Annotated in this window: 18 protein-coding genes; 9 read left to right on the forward strand and 9 right to left on the reverse strand. The window is 50.2% G+C overall.

Annotation, left to right across the window (positions count from 1 at the left end):
• Positions 1 to 56 precede the first annotated feature (56 nt).
• The 3 genes from CWS43_RS25815 (at position 57) to rnd (ending at position 3921) form a co-directional block, all read left to right on the forward strand.
• Positions 57 to 689 carry a Slp family lipoprotein gene (locus CWS43_RS25815; RefSeq protein ID WP_101080011.1) on the forward strand — a complete coding sequence of 211 codons (633 nt, stop codon included), beginning with the start codon at positions 57 to 59 and terminating at the stop codon, positions 687 to 689.
• A gap of 316 nt (positions 690 to 1005) precedes the next feature.
• Complete coding sequence (gene fadD / locus CWS43_RS25820; protein ID WP_101080012.1) at positions 1006 to 2703, forward strand: long-chain-fatty-acid--CoA ligase FadD; 1698 nt, start codon at positions 1006 to 1008, stop codon at positions 2701 to 2703.
• 96 nt (positions 2704 to 2799) lie between these two features.
• Positions 2800 to 3921 carry a ribonuclease D gene (gene rnd, locus CWS43_RS25825; protein WP_101080013.1) on the forward strand — a complete coding sequence of 374 codons (1122 nt, stop codon included), beginning with the start codon at positions 2800 to 2802 and terminating at the stop codon, positions 3919 to 3921.
• 359 nt (positions 3922 to 4280) lie between these two features.
• On the opposite strand, the gene minE is transcribed toward rnd, so the two are convergent.
• From minE to minC, 3 genes are read right to left on the reverse strand one after another with little or no spacing between them, the layout of a single operon-like run.
• Entirely contained in the window at positions 4281 to 4550 is a 270-nt protein-coding gene (minE, locus tag CWS43_RS25830; protein ID WP_095921805.1) for a cell division topological specificity factor MinE, read from the reverse strand.
• Positions 4551 to 4553: 3 nt separating this feature from the next.
• Positions 4554 to 5366 carry a septum site-determining protein MinD gene (gene minD, locus CWS43_RS25835; protein ID WP_101080014.1) on the reverse strand — a complete coding sequence of 271 codons (813 nt, stop codon included), beginning with the start codon at positions 5364 to 5366 and terminating at the stop codon, positions 4554 to 4556.
• Between the two features lie 24 nt (positions 5367 to 5390).
• Entirely contained in the window at positions 5391 to 6080 is a 690-nt protein-coding gene (minC, locus tag CWS43_RS25840; protein WP_095921806.1) for a septum site-determining protein MinC, read from the reverse strand.
• Between the two features lie 136 nt (positions 6081 to 6216).
• Here minC and CWS43_RS25845 point away from each other — a divergent pair, with 136 nt between their 5' ends.
• From CWS43_RS25845 to CWS43_RS25860, 4 genes are all read left to right on the forward strand, one after another.
• The gene (locus tag CWS43_RS25845) at positions 6217 to 6489 is read left to right on the forward strand and encodes a YcgL domain-containing protein (protein ID WP_101080015.1); all 273 of its coding nucleotides are present in this window, start codon (positions 6217 to 6219) and stop codon (positions 6487 to 6489) included.
• Between the two features lie 122 nt (positions 6490 to 6611).
• The gene (locus CWS43_RS25850) at positions 6612 to 7787 is read left to right on the forward strand and encodes a lytic transglycosylase domain-containing protein (protein ID WP_101080016.1); all 1176 of its coding nucleotides are present in this window, start codon (positions 6612 to 6614) and stop codon (positions 7785 to 7787) included.
• A gap of 23 nt (positions 7788 to 7810) precedes the next feature.
• A complete protein-coding gene (locus CWS43_RS25855; protein ID WP_101080017.1) occupies positions 7811 to 8467 on the forward strand; it encodes a fumarylacetoacetate hydrolase family protein in 657 nt (218 codons plus the stop codon).
• Positions 8468 to 8573: 106 nt separating this feature from the next.
• Complete coding sequence (locus CWS43_RS25860) at positions 8574 to 9023, forward strand: YcgN family cysteine cluster protein (protein WP_101080018.1); 450 nt, start codon at positions 8574 to 8576, stop codon at positions 9021 to 9023.
• 323 nt (positions 9024 to 9346) lie between these two features.
• On the opposite strand, the gene iraP is transcribed toward CWS43_RS25860, so the two are convergent.
• From iraP to nhaB, 4 genes are all read right to left on the reverse strand, one after another.
• A complete protein-coding gene (iraP, locus tag CWS43_RS25870; RefSeq protein WP_101080020.1) occupies positions 9347 to 9688 on the reverse strand; it encodes an anti-adapter protein IraP in 342 nt (113 codons plus the stop codon).
• A gap of 133 nt (positions 9689 to 9821) precedes the next feature.
• On the reverse strand, positions 9822 to 10946 hold the full coding sequence (locus tag CWS43_RS25875; protein WP_101080021.1) for an AI-2E family transporter: 1125 nt from the start codon (positions 10944 to 10946) through the stop codon (positions 9822 to 9824).
• Between the two features lie 161 nt (positions 10947 to 11107).
• Positions 11108 to 11638, reverse strand: a complete 531-nt coding sequence (gene dsbB / locus CWS43_RS25880; RefSeq protein ID WP_101080022.1) for a disulfide bond formation protein DsbB — start codon at positions 11636 to 11638, stop codon at positions 11108 to 11110.
• Between the two features lie 182 nt (positions 11639 to 11820).
• A complete protein-coding gene (gene nhaB, locus CWS43_RS25885) occupies positions 11821 to 13398 on the reverse strand; it encodes a sodium/proton antiporter NhaB (RefSeq protein ID WP_101080023.1) in 1578 nt (525 codons plus the stop codon).
• Positions 13399 to 13642: 244 nt separating this feature from the next.
• Here nhaB and fadR point away from each other — a divergent pair, with 244 nt between their 5' ends.
• Positions 13643 to 14362 (forward strand): fatty acid metabolism transcriptional regulator FadR, encoded by a 720-nt coding sequence (gene fadR / locus CWS43_RS25890; RefSeq protein ID WP_101080024.1) that lies wholly within the window; start codon positions 13643 to 13645, stop codon positions 14360 to 14362.
• Positions 14363 to 14423: 61 nt separating this feature from the next.
• On the opposite strand, the gene CWS43_RS25895 is transcribed toward fadR, so the two are convergent.
• Positions 14424 to 15959: a SpoVR family protein gene (locus CWS43_RS25895; protein WP_101080025.1), complete on the reverse strand. Its 1536-nt coding sequence runs from the start codon at positions 15957 to 15959 to the stop codon at positions 14424 to 14426.
• A 254-nt stretch (positions 15960 to 16213) separates the two neighbouring features.
• Complete coding sequence (locus tag CWS43_RS25900; protein ID WP_101080026.1) at positions 16214 to 17044, reverse strand: alpha/beta fold hydrolase; 831 nt, start codon at positions 17042 to 17044, stop codon at positions 16214 to 16216.
• A 227-nt stretch (positions 17045 to 17271) separates the two neighbouring features.
• Between CWS43_RS25900 and ydfZ the strand changes: the two genes are divergently transcribed.
• Positions 17272 to 17490, forward strand: a complete 219-nt coding sequence (ydfZ, locus tag CWS43_RS25905; protein ID WP_101080027.1) for a putative selenium delivery protein YdfZ — start codon at positions 17272 to 17274, stop codon at positions 17488 to 17490.
• Positions 17491 to 17569: the final 79 nt, after the last annotated feature.

Below are 17569 nucleotides of genomic sequence, written 5' to 3' on the forward strand. Positions count from 1 at the left end.
GCAACTTGTGTTCTTAAAAGTGGTCAACATTAAGAGTATGCACAGGAGTCATCGCAATGCGTAAGTGGTCAGCAGTCCAGCCGTTTTCGGTTCAGACAGGTAAGAAATGGGCGTTGAGCGCGGTCGCGCTGAGCGTTCTGGTGTTGTCAGGGTGTGTCACCGTTCCGGATGAAATTCGCGGAACTACGGCAACGCCGCAAATGAATTTACAGGCGGTGCAGGGCGCACCGAATCTGTATGTCGGGCAGGAGTCGCGTTTTGGTGGCAAGGTGGTTTCGGTGACCAACTTGCAAAACAAAACTCGTCTTGAAATTGCGACTGTCCCGCTTGACGAAGGTGCACGACCGATTTTGGGTGCTGCTTCACGCGGGCGGATCATGGCTTACATTAACGGTTTTGTGGATCCTGTCGATTACCGCAACCAGTTAGTGACTGTGGTCGGGCCGATCACCGGTGTTGAAAAAGGGACGATCGGGCAGACGTCGTATGATTTTGTGACGGTGAACGTTAACAGCTATAAACGCTGGCGGGTAGAACAGCAGGTGGTGATGCCGCCTCAACCGATAGGCCCGTGGGGCTATGGTTTCGGTGGGCCTTATGATTCATGGGGGCGAGGGTTTGGGCCCGGCTGGGGGCCTGGTTGGTATAACGCGGCACCCGCACGGGTCGAAAGCGTCGTCACAGAATAGCGCCCCTGCGCCGCACGGTAACCCGCCTGATCACGGTGCATCACCGTTGCTACCTGCGGCAACCGTAAGACCGGCTCCGGCGCACCTTGTGCCGCCGCCGGAGAAGTGAAGATCGTTGTTAAGGCGGCTTAAATGCCGCCTTTTTATTTTTTTAGCCAGGGATGGCTGTAATCCGCGGTCGCAGAAATAGTGACCCGCCTCTCAACCTCGACATTGTTTGAAACGCAACTGGTAAGCTGAGTTAAAATATTGTTAAAGACGTGATAAAACTCGTCGAACAGAGATGGCAACAGAACATGATTTCAGGAGTGATACCTTGGACAAGGTTTGGCTAAAACGTTATCCGGCAGATGTTCCCGAGAACATCGATCCTGACCGCTATGGTTCCCTGGTCGAAATGTTTGAAAATGCGACGCTGCGTTATGCTGACAGCGTGGCATTTATCAACATGGGCGAGGTGATGACTTACCGCAAGCTCGAAGAGCGCAGTCGTGCGTTTGCCGCCTATCTGCAAAATGAGCTGGGTTTGCAAAAGGGGGACCGTGTGGCCCTGATGATGCCTAATCTCCTGCAATATCCGATAGCGCTTTTTGGTGTATTGCGTGCAGGTATGGTGGTCGTTAACGTCAACCCGTTGTACACACCGCGCGAGCTGGAACACCAGCTTAACGACAGCGGAGCCAGTGCGATTGTGATTGTCTCCAACTTTGCCCATACACTGGAAAAGGTGGTGTACAAAACGCAGGTGAAGCATGTGATCCTCACCCGAATGGGTGATCAGCTTTCTGCCGCGAAGGGGACGCTGGTCAACTTTGTTGTGAAATACATTAAGAGGCTGGTACCGAAATATCATCTGCCGAATGCCATTTCTTTCCGCACGGCATTGCAGCGCGGACGTCGTATGCAATACATCAAACCCGATATCATCAATGAGGATTTGGCATTTTTGCAATACACAGGCGGAACAACCGGTGTCGCGAAAGGGGCAATGCTGACGCACCGGAACATGCAGGCCAATCTGGAACAAGCAAAAGCGGCCTATGCCCCCTTGCTGCAACCGGGGCATGAACTGGTTGTTACGGCATTGCCGCTTTATCATATTTTTGCGCTGACCGTGAACTGTCTGTTATTCCTTGAACTGGGCGGAAAAAGCCTGTTGATCACTAACCCGCGTGATGTGTCGGGGATGGTTAAAGAGCTGGGTAAATACCCGTTTACGGCCATCAGCGGTGTGAATACGTTGTTCAATGCGTTGCTTAATAACGAAGATTTCCGTGAGCTGGATTTTTCTACATTACGGCTTTCCGTCGGTGGTGGCATGTCTGTACAGAAATCAGTGGCAGATAAATGGGAAAAACTCACCGGTAAACATCTGCTGGAAGGATATGGCCTGACGGAGTGTTCTCCGCTGGTCGCGGGCAATCCCTACGACCTGAAACATTACAGCGGTAGCATCGGTTTACCGGTGCCGTCAACCGATGTGCGGCTGGTGGATGATAACGGCCAGGATGTTGCGCCGGGGCAGCCCGGAGAGCTCTGGGTCCGAGGCCCGCAGGTGATGCTGGGCTACTGGCAGCGCCCGTCGGCAACGGATGAGGTGTTAAAAGATGGCTGGTTATCGACGGGCGATATCGTTACAGTGGACGAGCAGGGCTTCTTACGGATTGTTGACCGTAAAAAAGACATGATTCTGGTTTCCGGTTTCAACGTGTACCCTAACGAAATTGAAGAGGTGGTTTCACAGCATGACAAGGTGCTCGAAGTTGCCGCCATCGGCGTGCCAAACGAGTCGTCGGGTGAAATCGTCAAAATTTGCGTGGTGAAGAAAGACCCGTCACTGACCAGCGAAGAACTCCTCGCGCACTGTCGCCGGTTATTAACCGGTTACAAAGTACCGAAGATTGTCGAGTTCCGGGATGAGTTGCCGAAGTCAAATGTCGGTAAAATCCTCAGAAGGGAACTTCGTGATGAGCAGGTCAAACCGAAAGCCGATCCCAGACAGGATGCGGCATAGCGGTTAATATGCTGTCCAGTGGTAGTCAGATTCTTAACGCCGGCGATGTCCGGCGTTGTCACGTTATAACGCAGTAATGATTAAGAGAATTAAGATTTGAATTATCAGTTGATCACAACCAATGACGCACTGGAACAGGTTTGTCTCCAGGCAAAGGCGCACAGTAAAATTGCGCTGGATACCGAGTTTGTCCGCACCCGCACTTATTACCCGCAACTGGGGCTCATTCAGTTATTTGACGGTGAATTGCTCACGCTGATCGACCCGTTGCCGATCACCGCGTGGCAACCTTTCATTGATTTGCTGGTGGATCCTGACGTCGTGAAATTCCTCCATGCCGGCAGCGAAGATCTGGAAGTTTTCCTGAACGCTTTTGGTGTGATGCCTTCGCCGCTGATTGATACGCAAATTCTCGCCGCCTTCAGCGGGCGCCCGCTGTCTTGCGGTTTTGCACGGCTGGTCGCGGAAACAACCGGCGTTGAGCTGGATAAAAGCGAATCACGTACTGACTGGATCGCGCGTCCGTTGAGTGAGAAACAGTGTGTGTATGCGGCAGCCGACGTGTGGTATCTGTTGCCGCTGGCCGACCAGCTGATGCGTGAAACGGAAGAAGCGGGCTGGATAGACGCTGCACTGGACGAATGTCAGGCTTTATGCCGCCGTCGTAAAGAAGTTCTGCAACCTGAACTCGCGTATCTGGAAATTGGTAATGCCTTCCAGCTTCGCCCTCGCCAGCTGGGGTGTCTGAAATTACTGGCCGCATGGCGCCTTAACCAGGCCCGTCAGCGTGACCTGGCTGTTAATTTTGTAGTGCGTGAAGAGAACCTCTGGCAGGTGGCGCGGTATCAGCCTAAATCGCTGGGTGAACTGGAAGCTCTTGGTCTGAGTGGCCCGGAAATCCGTTACCACGGACGGACTTTGCTGGCGTTAGTTGAAGAGTCTGAGACGCTGGACGAAGACGATTTACCGGCACCTATTTTGAATCTGATTGACCAGCCGGGTTACCGTAAAGTGTTCAAAGATATCAAAGCACTGATCCAGACTGTCAGCGAAGAAAGCAAACTGAGCGTGGAGTTACTGGCATCCCGTCGCCAGATTAATCAGTTATTAAGCAGCCACTGGAAGTTAAAAGACAAAGAGTCACAACCGGAATTAATCACCGGCTGGAGAGGAAAACTTCTGGCGCAAAGGTTGAACGAAATTCTCAGCCAATATTGATTAGCGGTCCGGGTGGACAAATAACGGCACAGAAAACCAAAATAAAAGGGCGGAGATTTTCTCCGCTTTTTTTATTTTGTTAACAGCATATTTAAATAATAGCGATGGGTAAAAGTTCTCTGAGGGAATCACACTAAGGATATTAACCGCCAGCCTGAATGGGATGAGTCTTAATCATAATTTCAGATAATAAACAGCGTGTGCCGCAGAATGGCATGTTTAGTGGGAATATATACAGTATTCAGGTGGTGGGAATATATTACAGGGCAGGGAAAAGGGCAGTCACTGAGTAGCCCCCTGAGAAAACAGGGGGCACTATGCCGAAAAAAACATCTGCAAACAAGGCAAATAGACTGCTGTCATTTAGGCGCTTCTTCCGACTCTGGCAGGGTGACGTTAAGTTCAAGTACAGAAATATCGTCACCTTTTTGCTCGAACTGAACCTGCAACATCTCGGGGTCAATCTTAATGTACTTACAGATGACCGCCAAAATATCACGCTTCAAATCAGGCAGATACGATGGTTCACTATCCCCTCGACGCCGTTCGGCTACGATGATCTGTAGCCGTTCCTTGGCTATATTGGCTGTCGATTTTTTGCGGGACAGAAAGAAATCTAACAATGCCATGGTTTATCCCCCAAAAAGGCGTTTCAGGAAACTCTTCTTCTCTTCCTCAATAAAACGGAATGCACGTTCTTCCCCAAGCAGACGGCTGACGGTGTCGTCATACGCTTTCCCTGCATCAGATTCCTGATCCAGAATGACCGGTTCGCCCTGGTTGGACGCACGCAGTACAGACTGGTCTTCAGGGATAACCCCGATCAGAGGAATACGCAGGATTTCCAGCACATCTTCCATGCTCAGCATGTCGCCACGGCTGACACGGCCCGGGTTGTAACGGGTAAGAAGCAGATGTTCTTTGATAGGCTCTAAGCCTTGTTCCGCACGACGGGATTTTGAAGACAAAATACCCAAAATGCGGTCGGAGTCACGAACGGAAGAGACTTCCGGGTTGGTCGTAATGACCGCTTCGTCAGCGAAATACAGCGCCATCAGAGCACCCGTTTCGATACCCGCAGGGGAATCGCACACCACGAAGTCAAATTCCATCTCGGTTAAATCATTCAGGATCTTTTCTACACCCTCGCGGGTCAGTGCATCTTTATCACGGGTTTGCGAAGCCGGAAGAATAAACAGGTTTTCAGTGCGTTTATCTTTGATGAGCGCCTGATTTAATGTGGCATCGCCCTGGATCACGTTAACGAAATCGTAAACTACGCGGCGTTCACAGCCCATAATCAGGTCGAGATTACGCAAGCCGATATCGAAATCGATAACAACAGTCTTCTTGCCTTTTTGAGCTAAACCGGTAGCAATGGCCGCGCTTGAAGTGGTCTTGCCAACGCCCCCTTTACCCGATGTAACAACTATGATGCGTGCCATGAATGGATTCCTTGTCAAAAGGGCTTAGTTTAAAGGTTGTATGGTTAACACATTATTTAACAGGCTGAGGCGCGCAGCCTGACCGAGGTAATCGGTCGGGATTTGATCACTCAACCAGTATTGCCCTGCGATAGAGACTAGTTCAGCGCCTAAATGCGTGCAAAAAATCTGACAATTTGCATCGCCTGCGGCGCCCGCTAATGCTCTGCCTCGCATCATGCCGTAGATGTGGATATTGCCATCGGCAATCAGTTCCGCACCCGCGCTGACACTGTTGGTCACGATGAGGTCGCTGTTACGGGCATAAATTTGTTGGCCGGATCTGACCGGGGTGCTGACAATGCGGGTTTTCGCTGGGGCATTGTCTGGCACGACAGGAACCGGCGGTTCTGCAGCAATGCGCTGTGCGCGGCCTTCACTCAGCAGCGGCAAGCCGGTGCGGGAAAGTGCGCGTTTTTGCGCTTCGTCTTTGCAACCACTGATGCCTACAACGCGAAAACCTGCAGAAGCGACAGCCTGTTGAATGTCTTTCCAGTTTGCTTCACCGGTCAGTGAGGCAACGTTGATAACAACAGGGGCATTTTTCAAAAAGGCTGGAGCTTGCTCCACTTTTTCCTGTAATGCCTGATAAATAACCTCCGGTTGTGAACTATGTAAATGAACAACCGATAAGGTAAAACTGCTGCCTTTTAGTTCTATTGGCGATTGTGACATCTATCCTGACTCAGTCTCAGCAACTCTAAATCCCCGGAATACCTCTCGGGGGGCGATATTCCGATGTACGATAAGCATGTTATAGTCACAGTTATATCTAGGCAAGCCACCGTTTCAATAAAATAGAGTTAAAAAAATGCTTTGTGTGATCTATAGAAGTACTAAACGCGACCAGACTTATCTGTATGTCGAAAAAAGAGACGATTTCTCCCGTGTGCCCGAAGAATTACTGAAAGGTTTTGGTGTGCCGCAGTTCTCAATGATGCTCAATCTGGCCGACCGCGAAAAACTCGCTACTGCAGATATTACCAAAGTACGCCAGTCTCTCGGGGAGCAGGGTTATTATCTGCAAGTTCCACCTCCGGCAGAAAGTTTATTGAATATTCATCTGAACGACGCCAGCAAATAACAATTTCCTGACATTTGTTCCGGTATTCCCCGAACTTTCAGACGCCATGACTTGCATTCATCGTTGTAGTACCTAAAGCTTACAACGATGAATTATTTGCAGATGTCAAAAGGAAAAATTTGATGAAATTGTCGGCACTGGCCGTGTTAACGCCTCTGATTATCCTCAGTGGTTGTGCAGCACAGAAAGCAACTTCCGGGCAAACAGCCTCTCAGCCTGCCGCAGCGGCGCAAGCGCCCGCTGTCGCACCCGCAACGCCTTCCGGAAAGACGTCCCTGGCTGAACAGGGCAGAGACCCTGCCGAGTTCCCCGCCTATGTTCAAACGTTGAAAGCACAGGCGCTGGCGCAGGGCATCAGCCAGCAAACCATCGACAGTACTTTCGCGGATATTCATTTTGTAGATCGTGTGATTAACTCCGATCGCAACCAGTTGGAAAAGAAAATCACGCTCGATGATTATCTGACCCGCGTATTGCCGGAGTGGAAAATCAAACAGGGCCAGACGCAATACCAGAATAATTTACCTGCTCTTCAGCAGGTCAGCGACCGTTACGGCGTTCAGCCGCAATACATCGTGGCGCTGTGGGCGATGGAAAGCAGCTTCGGTAAAATCCAGGGTAAAGAAGATGTCTTCTCCGCGCTGGCAACGCTGGCATTTGAAGGGCGGCGCGAGGCCTTCTTCACCAAAGAATTTATGTCTGCACTTAAAATTGTTGATTCCGGCCATGCTACCCGCGACATGATGAAAGGCTCCTGGGCCGGGGCGATGGGGCAATCGCAATTTATGCCAAGCTCTTACCTGACTTATGGCGCTGATGGAAATGGCGACGGTAAGATCGATATCTGGAAAAATACGGACGACGTTTTTGCCTCTACCGCCAATTATCTTTCGAAAGAAGGCTGGAAGGGCAATCAGGGCTGGGGCCAGGAAGTCAAATTACCGGCTGGTTTTGATGGCAGCCTTGCGGGCCTGAAAAATAACCAGATGCATCCGGCCAGCTACTGGCAGCAAATGGGCATCACGCAGGTAGATGGCAGCCCGCTGGCGTCAGCGGCGACCCGGTCGTGGATCATCACACCAGATGACACACAAGGGCGTGCGTTCCTGGTTTACGATAACTTCCGTACGATTATGCACTGGAACCGTTCAACCTATTTCGCGCTGAGTATCGGAATGATGGCGGATGGCATTATGGGCTCTCAGGTGCCGGTTGTTTCAGGTGAAACCGCTCCGGCTGCCACACCTGCACCTTCTGCACCGCTAGCGCCAACCCCGCGAAATCCGTTCAGCGGCTGATTTTCCTAAAAAGGAGTGGCTGTATGTATCAACACAGAGACTGGCACGGCGCGTTACTGGATTTCCCGGTGAATAAAGTCGTGTGTGTGGGTAACAACTACGCCGATCACATCAAAGAGATGGGCAGCCAGGTCTCAGCCGAGCCGGTGGTGTTTATCAAACCGGAAACGGCGCTGTGCGATATCCGTCAGCCGCTCGCTATTCCGAAAGATTTGGGTTCGGTACATCACGAAATTGAGCTGGCCGTACTTATCGGCACGCCACTCAAACAGGCTACGGAAGACCGCGTTGCAAATGCTATTGCCGGTTATGCGCTGGCGCTGGATTTAACGCTGCGCGATTTGCAGACAAAATTCAAAGCGGCAGGGCAGCCTTGGGAAAAAGCCAAGGGCTTCGATGGTTCTTGTCCGATTAGCGGATTCATTCCGGTCAGTGAATTTGGTGACGCACAACAGGCTGATTTGCAACTTGTGGTGAACGGTGAAGCTCGGCAGGAAGGCAATACCCGTAACATGCTGACGCCACTGCTGCCGCTTATCGCTTACATGAGCCGTTATTTCACGCTGCGTGCTGGCGATATCATTCTGACCGGTACACCGCAGGGCGTCGGGCCGCTGAAAGCGGGTGACGAAATTGTGGCTACACTTAACGGTAAGGCTGTTTCAACCCGCGTGATCTGAAACAAATCCTCTCTCCGCCGGAGCAGCTTTCCGGCGGCTTTACTTGCATCTGCAGGCTAAAGCGTCTATATAAGCACCCTCATTTTATTTATACCGGATGCACATTATGACTGAACCCGCTTTTTGGCAGCAAAAAACGCTGTCTGAAATGACTGACGAAGAATGGGAAGCATTGTGCGACGGCTGCGGACAATGCTGCTTACATAAGCTGATTGATGAAGATACCGAAGAAATTTACTTCACCAACGTTGCCTGTAACCAGCTCAATATCAAATCCTGTCAGTGCCGTAACTACGAGCGTCGTTTTACGCTTGAAGAAGACTGCATCAAGCTGACCCGCGAAAACCTGACCACCTTTGACTGGCTGCCGCCGACGTGTGCTTATCGCCTGATCGGCGAAGGTCGTCCGTTGCTGCCGTGGCATCCGCTGCTGAATAAAGCCTCTAAATCGGCGATGCACACGGCACAAATCTCCGTTCGTTATATCGCCGTTCGCGAAGACGACGTTGAAGACTGGCAGGATCATATTATGAATAAGCCAAGCTGGGCGAGATAAGCCGTTGAAGGGAAAGAAGAAAGAATTTCCGGCGTGAGTGTATGGGGCAGAGACGGGGCATGGCCCGCTACGTGGAGTTCAAAATCCTTCTGATTCCCTGCCTCTCCCGTGTAATCGGGATGCCATTTTTACTTAAAAATTCCGTAGACTACCGTTCCCGCAATAACCCAGAACGCGACACAGGCTGTCACGCAGATAACCCAAACGGCCCAAACCGGGAGTTTGTTTAAACGTTCTAACCCCATATTTGCTATCACCTCTGATTTTAGACATAAAAAAGCCCCGGCGACCGCCAGGGCGTAATCGTTATCATACATTCATTTTTATATTTCTGAATCGGGTCTGACCCTATTTAATGCATTCAGTGCCTCAGCATCCAGTTCCGGGTCGGCTTTATCGATCAGTCGCGTAATTTCAATCAGCGCCTGGAATTGTTCAAACAAAAGTTTGGCATCCGATTTAAGCACATCATCTGCGGAGTCCAGTACGGAATTGATCGCTTTGTTTACGCTTTCGATGGCTTCCTGCGAACCGCCATTTTTGCCCACAGTGAGAAACACGGCGCTCAGTAAAAGCGACTGAGCCTCAACCTGTGCGGTCAGTTGCTTTGCATCCACCTCCATCCGGGAAATCTTTGCGACCATGCTTAAGATAATATTTTTCATTGCTACCCCTTCAGAGACAAATTTTGAATCGCCTCCACATTTCTACGCCAGGTTCGAAAATCTTCATAATGAAATTTGAAAAAAATGAGCGGCTGCACAGGCCGCTCATTGATGGGGTTAAACCGGTAATAGTTTACGGTGCGGTTTTATCCGCGTCCGGGTGGTTTTTCCCTTCTTCGATAAAGTCTTCGCCAATCATATCGGTATTATTCTGATGCTCGCGTCCGGAAAGAATATTCCAGCAGGCGATGAACAGGGCAGCAATCAGCGGACCGATAACAAAGCCGTTGATACCATAGACTTCCATCCCGCCCAGCGTGGTGATCAGAATGAGATAATCTGGCATTTTGGTGTCTTTGCCGACCAGCAACGGACGCAGAATGTTATCGACCAGGCCGATAACTACGACGAAGAAGACGATGAGGAATATTCCCTGCCAGAGCATCCCGGAGGCGAAGAAGTAGATCGTAGCCGGGACCCAAATGATCGCTGAACCGACTGCAGGAATAATCGACAGAAACGCCATCAGTGCGCCCCACAGCAGGCTGCCATCGAGCCCTGCAATGTAGAACGCCAGCCCGCCGAGTGCACCCTGAACGATCGCTACCACCACCGTGCCTTTCACCGTTGCGCGCGAAACGGCGGCAAACTTCATGAACAGATGATGCTTCACATGGCGGGAAAGCGGCAGGGCTTCCAGCGTCAGATTAACCAAATACGCGCCGTCTTTAATCAGGAAGAACAGGATATACAGCATGATGCCGAAACCAACGACAAATCCGAATGTGCTCTTACCAATCACGAAAACGCTGCCCGCCAGATACTGGCTTCCCTGTAATGCAACGTCTGAAAGTTTTTTCTGAATTTCAGGCGTGCTGTCTAAATTGTGGTCGGCGAGGAAATGACGTGCCCATCTTGGCAAATGATGAATGGTGTCGGATACCAGCGTTGGCAACTGTGATTCATTACCCTGAAGTTTTGTGTAAACCGTATTGAATTCAATGGCCAGCGAAGAGGTAATAATCGCCAGCGGTGTGAAAACAATCAGACAAATGATCAGCACGGTCAGCAGTGAGATCAGGCCGTTGCGGTCACCGACTAATTGTTTCAGCCGGTTTTTCATCGGATTAAAAATGACCGCCAGAATAATCGCCCATAGTACGGAGGAATAGTAAGGCCTTAATACATCCAGAAAGGCTAATGTCACAATGAAAAGGATCATAATAAAGAAACCCTTTGAAAACCCTTTAACAACCATATCTCTTCCTCTGTTGATCCCTTTAGCCTTGGTAGCATAGAACTCATTGGCTGTTTTACAACTATCGGTCTTTTTTCGTTCAGCAGAGGTTTTTAATTTCTGCTGAAAAATCCCATAAAAAAAAGCGCCCTGAGGCGCTTTTCTACTTCAGCCTGGCTGAATTAACGGCCAAACAAATCGCGGCGTTTAGGTTTTACGAATTGGGCAATCAGAACCAAAATAGCGATAACCATAAACACGCTGAAAATCACAACCAGCCATTCAGGCATGCCTAATGACAGGAATTCCCACTGTTTTTCTGCACAATCGCCACTGGCGATGAACATCCACGGGAACCATTTATCCAGCGGCAGCCAGGTTGGGAAGCGGGCTGCAAAATCGCAGGTGGCAAACGGAGAAGGGTGCAACTGGATCATCGTGTGTTCCCATGACAGCCGGATCCCTTCGTAAGCGCTGTAAAGCCAGATGAGGATACCGGCGTAGCGTAGCCAGGTGGCTGGTGCGATAGCGCCCACCAGGCCTGCAGCCAGGATACCCATCAAAGCGCAACGCTCATAAATACACATGACACAGGGTTTAAGTAACATCACGTGCTGGAAATACAATGCGACCAGCTCAAGGGCCAGTGCGGTCAGCGCCATCAGAAGCCATGCACCGCGGCCTTGTGAACAGCGGTTAAGATATTGCAACATAGAAAAATTTTCCCTGCAGTTAGCGACTGACACGCAGTGTAAACCAATTGCACCCCGCTGCCAGCCTGTCAGAATAAATATTAGGTAAATAATTAATATAAATCGGACAATTCGACTTTAATTTCGCTTATTTTCTGGGTTGCAGGGAGTGCATGGAATGACTCACGCAATCCGGGCCCCGTTCAGTGCACCCGAATGACCTCATTGGCCGGTGGGAGGCTCAGCCAGCCCATATCGGTATACCACTGAGTCATATCCGGTAACAGGTATTGCACACACAGCAGACCGACCAGCGTCATTACGACGGTATAAGGTAATGCCATCCAGACCATCCGGCCATAAGACAGGCGGATCAGCGGGGCAAGAGCGGAAGTCAGCAGAAACAGGAACGCCGCCTGGCCGTTGGGTGTCGCCACCGAAGGCAGGTTCGTCCCGGTGTTAATGGCGACGGCCAGCATCTCAAACTGTTTCAGGTCAATCGCACCACTTTGCAGCGCAGACCGGGCTTCATTGATATAAACGGTGCCGACGAAAACATTATCAGATACTGATGAAAGCAAACCATTGAACAAATAGAACAGGGACAGCTGGTTAGATGGCGCAGCCTGAAGCACGAAGTGAATAATCGGGCTGAACAGATGTTGTTCGACAATGACCGCGACAATGGCAAAGAAAACCGTCAGCAGGGCGGTAAAGGGCAGGGAATCCTGAAAAGCCTTGCCGATCGCATGCTCGTCGGTTATCCCGCAAAATGCCGTGGCGAAGATAATCACAGAAAGACCGATCAGGCCAACTTCTGCCAGATGGAAAGCCAGCGCGGCAATCAGCCAGACACCAATCACTGCCTGAACGACCAGCCTGAGCTGCTCCTGGCGGGTTTTATTCTCACTGTTTTTTTGATCGAACGCCTTAAGGACGTCAAAAACAGGCTGCGGCAAGGGTGCGCCGTAACCAAACAGGCGGAAACGCTCAACCAGCGCACAAACAATAAAGCCGCAGATGAACACCGGTACGCTCACCGGTGACATGCGGATCAGAAAATCGGTGAACTGCCATCCGGCGGCTTTTGCGATGATCAGATTTTGTGGCTCACCGACCATCGTCATCACACCGCCCAGCGCCGTGCCAACACCCGCATGCATCATCAGGCTGCGTAAGAATGCGCGAAACTGTTCAAGGATGGCCTGATGCTGCTGGCTGCCGGTAAATGACGTGTCATCATTCAGGTCGTCAAATTCAGACTTATTTGATGCTACGTTGTGGTAAATCGTATAAAAACCCACGGAGACGCTGATGACGACGGCAATAACGGTCAGGGCGTCAAGGAAGGCTGAAAGAAAGGCGGCGGCAAAACAGAACGCCAGGGAAAGGGCAATTTTATTGCGCAGATTCAGCAGCAGTTTAGTGAAAACCGTAAGAAGTAGCTGCTTCATGAAGTAAATGCCTGCGACCATGAAGATCAGCAACAGGATGACTTCCATGTTAGCTGAAATTTCTTCGCGGATACGGTCCGCGCTGGTCATGCCGATCATGACCGCTTCAATAGCCAGCAGGCCACCGGGTTGCAGCGGGTAACATTTAAGCGCCATACCCAGGGTGAAAATGAACTCGACGACCAGCAGCCAGCCGGCTAAAAACGGGCTGACGAGAAAGAAAACCAGAGGATTAATAATGAGGAACGCCAGAACGGTGATTTTGTACCAATCAGGCGACTGCCCCAGAAAGTTTTTTATCAATGCGCGAGTGAAGGCCGTTTCCATAATATCCGGGGATCCCTTGTGTGTAATTTACTGATGTATCAAAAAGATAGACCAGTTTAATCTTCCGGTCAGAATTATCCACCTGAAAGGCTGGGAATGTAACGCCTTAAGAAATTTGGAATTCTGCCAACCCCGGCACAGTTTCAACATTAGTTCCTTCCGGGCGCTATAACAGGGGATTTTCATCTGGTATGATGAGCTCATCTGCATCTCTAATAAAAGCCACACACGGAACGACACAAACATGGTTATTAAGGCACAAAGTCCTGCCGGTTTTGCCGAAGAGTACATCATCGAAAGTATCTGGAACAGCCGCTTCCCGCCTGGCTCGATTTTGCCAGCCGAGAGAGAGCTTTCAGAACTCATTGGCGTTACCCGAACCACATTGCGTGAAGTGTTACAACGGCTTGCGCGGGATGGATGGTTGACCATTCAGCACGGTAAACCGACTAAAGTGAATAATTTCTGGGAGACATCAGGTCTGAACATCCTGGAAACGCTGGCGCGTCTGGATCACGACAGCGTCCCGCAGCTGATTGATAATCTGTTGTCAGTCCGTACCAATATCGCGACCATTTTTATCCGTAAGGCGATGCGCACCAATCCGGAAGAAACCCAGCAGGTGCTGGCGAAAGCGACTGAGGTTGAAGACCACGCGGAAGCCTTTACGGCGCTGGACTACGGCATTTTTCGTGGTCTGGCTTTTGCTTCAGGCAATCCCATTTACGGCCTGATTATCAACGGATTACGCGGCCTTTATACCCGCGTCGGGCGCTATTACTTCTCGAATCCGGAAGCGCGTAAACTGGCGATCACCTTCTATAAAAAGCTGTCTGATATTTGCCACGAAAAAAGCTACGAACAGATTGTCGATTGTGTGCGCAATTATGGTCGTCAGAGTGGTGAAATCTGGCACAGCATGCAGGGGGCCATGCCCGGTGATTTAACGGATCAAAAAAGATAAGGGATCCGCTAAACGAAAAGGGCGCTGAGCGCCCTTTTTTAATGCCTGAAAATGCAGAAAGTTACAGAGGTGCAGGGCGGGGCGGGCAGCGTTCCAGTAATTCTACACTGCCGTCTTCATTGAGTTGCTCAATAAAGACATCGAACCCCCACAGGCGGTGGACATGTTTCATCACTTCACGACGGCTTTTATCCAGCGGTGCGCGATCTTGCGGAATATAGCGCAACGTTAGCGAACGGTCCCCCCGTAAATCGACATTCCATACCTGAATATTGGGTTCGTGGTTGCTCAGATTGTACTGCGCCGACAGTTCCTGACGGATAGCGCGGTAACCTTCTTCGTTGTGGATTGCGGCGATCTCCAGATAGTTATTGTGATCATCATCGAGCACGGTAAACAGACGGAAATCACGCATGACTTTTGGCGACAGGAACTGGCTGATAAAGCTTTCATCTTTGAAATCACGCATCGCAAAATGCAGCGTTTCCAGCCAGTCTGAACCGGCGATATCCGGGAACCAGTATTTATCTTCTTCCGTCGGTTCCTGACAAATACGCTTAATGTCCTGCATCATTGCAAAACCCAATGCATACGGGTTTATGCCACTGTAATACGGGCTGTTATACGGTGGCTGGTAGACCACATTGGTATGGCTGTGCAGAAACTCTAAGATGAAGCGATCCGATACTTTTCCTTCATCATAAAGATGGTTCAGTATGGTGTAGTGCCAGAATGTCGCCCAGCCTTCATTCATGACCTGAGTTTGTTTTTGCGGATAAAAATACTGGCTGATTTTACGCACTATACGCAAAATTTCGCGCTGCCAGGATTCCAGCAGAGGCGCATTTTTTTCCATGAAATACAGCAGATTTTCCTGGGGTTCTGAAGGGAAGCGACGCGCCTGTTCCGGTGCATCGACGCTGTCTTTTCGTGGCAAAGTTTTCCACAGGGAATTTACCTGACTTTGCAGGTATTCTTCACGACTTTTTTGCCGCGCAAGCTCCTCCTGCAGTGAAATTTTTTGCGGACGTTTGTACCGGTCAACGCCGTAATTCATCAGGGCGTGGCACGAATCAAGCAGGCGCTCGACTTCATCGACACCGTAACGTTCCTCGCATTCGCTGATATAGCGCTTGGCGAACAGCAGGTAGTCGACAATAGAGCTGGCGTCTGTCCAGCTTTTAAACAGGTAGTTATTTTTGAAGAAAGAGTTATGCCCGTAGCAGGCATGCGCCATGACCAGCGCCTGCATGGTGATGGTATTTTCTTCCATCAGATAGGCGATACACGGGTTGGAGTTGATGACGATTTCATACGCCAGCCCCTGTTGCCCGTGCTTATACAGCTGTTCGGTTTCAATGAATTTCTTACCGAACGACCAGTGAGTGTAATTGATTGGCATGCCAATGCTGGAATAGGCATCCATCATTTGTTCAGAAGTGATGATCTCGATTTGATGCGGATAAGTATCCAGCCGGTAAGACTTGGCTACTCTGTCGATTTCTTCGAGATAGGTCTGCAATAGCTCAAACGTCCAGTCCGGTCCATCGCTAAGACGTTTGTCCTCAGTTTTTTGCTTTTGGGTCACTGTCGTCATAAGCCGCACCCTCATTCAGTTATGGACGCTACAGAGTGTTTGATTCACAACCTTTTCTTAAGATTTCGCACGTCCATTGATAATCGTAGCTCAATCTGAGTGTGCTGTTAGATAAACACCATGAATCCATTCCTGATCAAATCTATATCCTTAAGGAAAGGCACTGTCAATCAGCAGGAAATGAAGAACCCAAAGCCCTGCACAGCAAGGCTTTGGGAGGAAGGAATTCAGAATCAGGGAAAACAACCGGGGAGCTAATTGCGGATAAATTCTAATAAATCGTGGTTGATCTGATCTTTATGCGTGCTGCACAGCCCGTGAGAAGCGCCAGGGTAGACTTTGCTTTTCCCGTCAGGCAGTAACTTCAACGCGGCTTCGCTCGAAGAAACCGGCGGGACAATCTGGTCATCATCGCCATAGATCACAAGCGTAGGGATCGTCATCTTTTTCAGGTCTTCGCGCTGATCCGTTTCAGAGAAGGCTTTAACACAATCATAAAGTGCTTTTATTGAACCCTGCATGCCCTGACGCCAGAAACTTTCACGCAAGCCTTCCGATACGGCAGCTCCCGGGCGGTTAAAGCCGTAGAACGCATCCGGCAAATCCAGGAAGAACTGAGAGCGGTCTTTCTGGACACCGTCACGAATACCATCGAAAACGGAGAGCGGTAATCCGTCAGGATTGAAATCGGTTTTCAGCATAATCGGCGGTACTGCACCAATGAGTACAGCTTTTGCTACACGTGAAGTGCCATGGCGTCCGATATAACGGGCTACTTCGCCGCCACCGGTGGAATGCCCGACGTGTACGGCATCTTTAAGATCCAGATAAGCGGTGAGTTCGGCCACGTCATCCCCGTATTGATCCATATTATTGCCTTCCCAGCTCTGGGAAGAGCGTCCGTGCCCGCGACGGTCGTGCGCAATGACACGATAGCCATTGTTTGCCAGAAACAGCATCTGGTCCTCGAACGCATCCGATGACAACGGCCAGCCGTGGCTGAAGACAACGGGCTGACCGCTTCCCCAGTCCTTATAAAACAGCTGAGTGCCATCTTTAAGTTTCAGAAAGTTTGAGTTGTTCACATGGACTCCTTATCGCGGAAAAGAGAGGTTCAGAATGAATCCCACGAAGTGTAGGTTACATATTGAGCGATAGCGATGTGCATCACATTTTTTGGCTGGCAACTCAGGCGGACACCTGCAGCTAATTAAACCTGATAATTAGCAGGGTTTGTATATTGAAAGCTGATTTTTACAGGTATAGCATTTGTTCGCTGTTGTTTGTTATTGATGCTTAAGGAGGTCAGAAAATGGCAAATACCTTTACTTATGACAGATATAGAAACCGGATCGGCCAGGGCACCCGCGTTATGGATGCTGAAACGGGCGTGACGGGTAAAATTGCCGCGTTTCGTGTGAAAAGCGGTTCCCCCGAAGAACTTCGCCGGGAAAATTGTGTGGAGCTGGAAGGGCAAAAAGGCCTGTTCAAACCCGTCTCTCTGATGAGACTGGAATCTGCAACTGCCTGAGAAGTCCGCTCTTCACGCCAGCCCGGCACAGCCAAAGGCCACCGTTAAGGGTGGCCTTCATGTTTTCAAGCCAACAATA

The sequence above is a fragment of the Rahnella sp. AA genome (assembly GCF_002834385.1).
Taxonomy (GTDB): Bacteria; Pseudomonadota; Gammaproteobacteria; order Enterobacterales; family Enterobacteriaceae; genus Rahnella.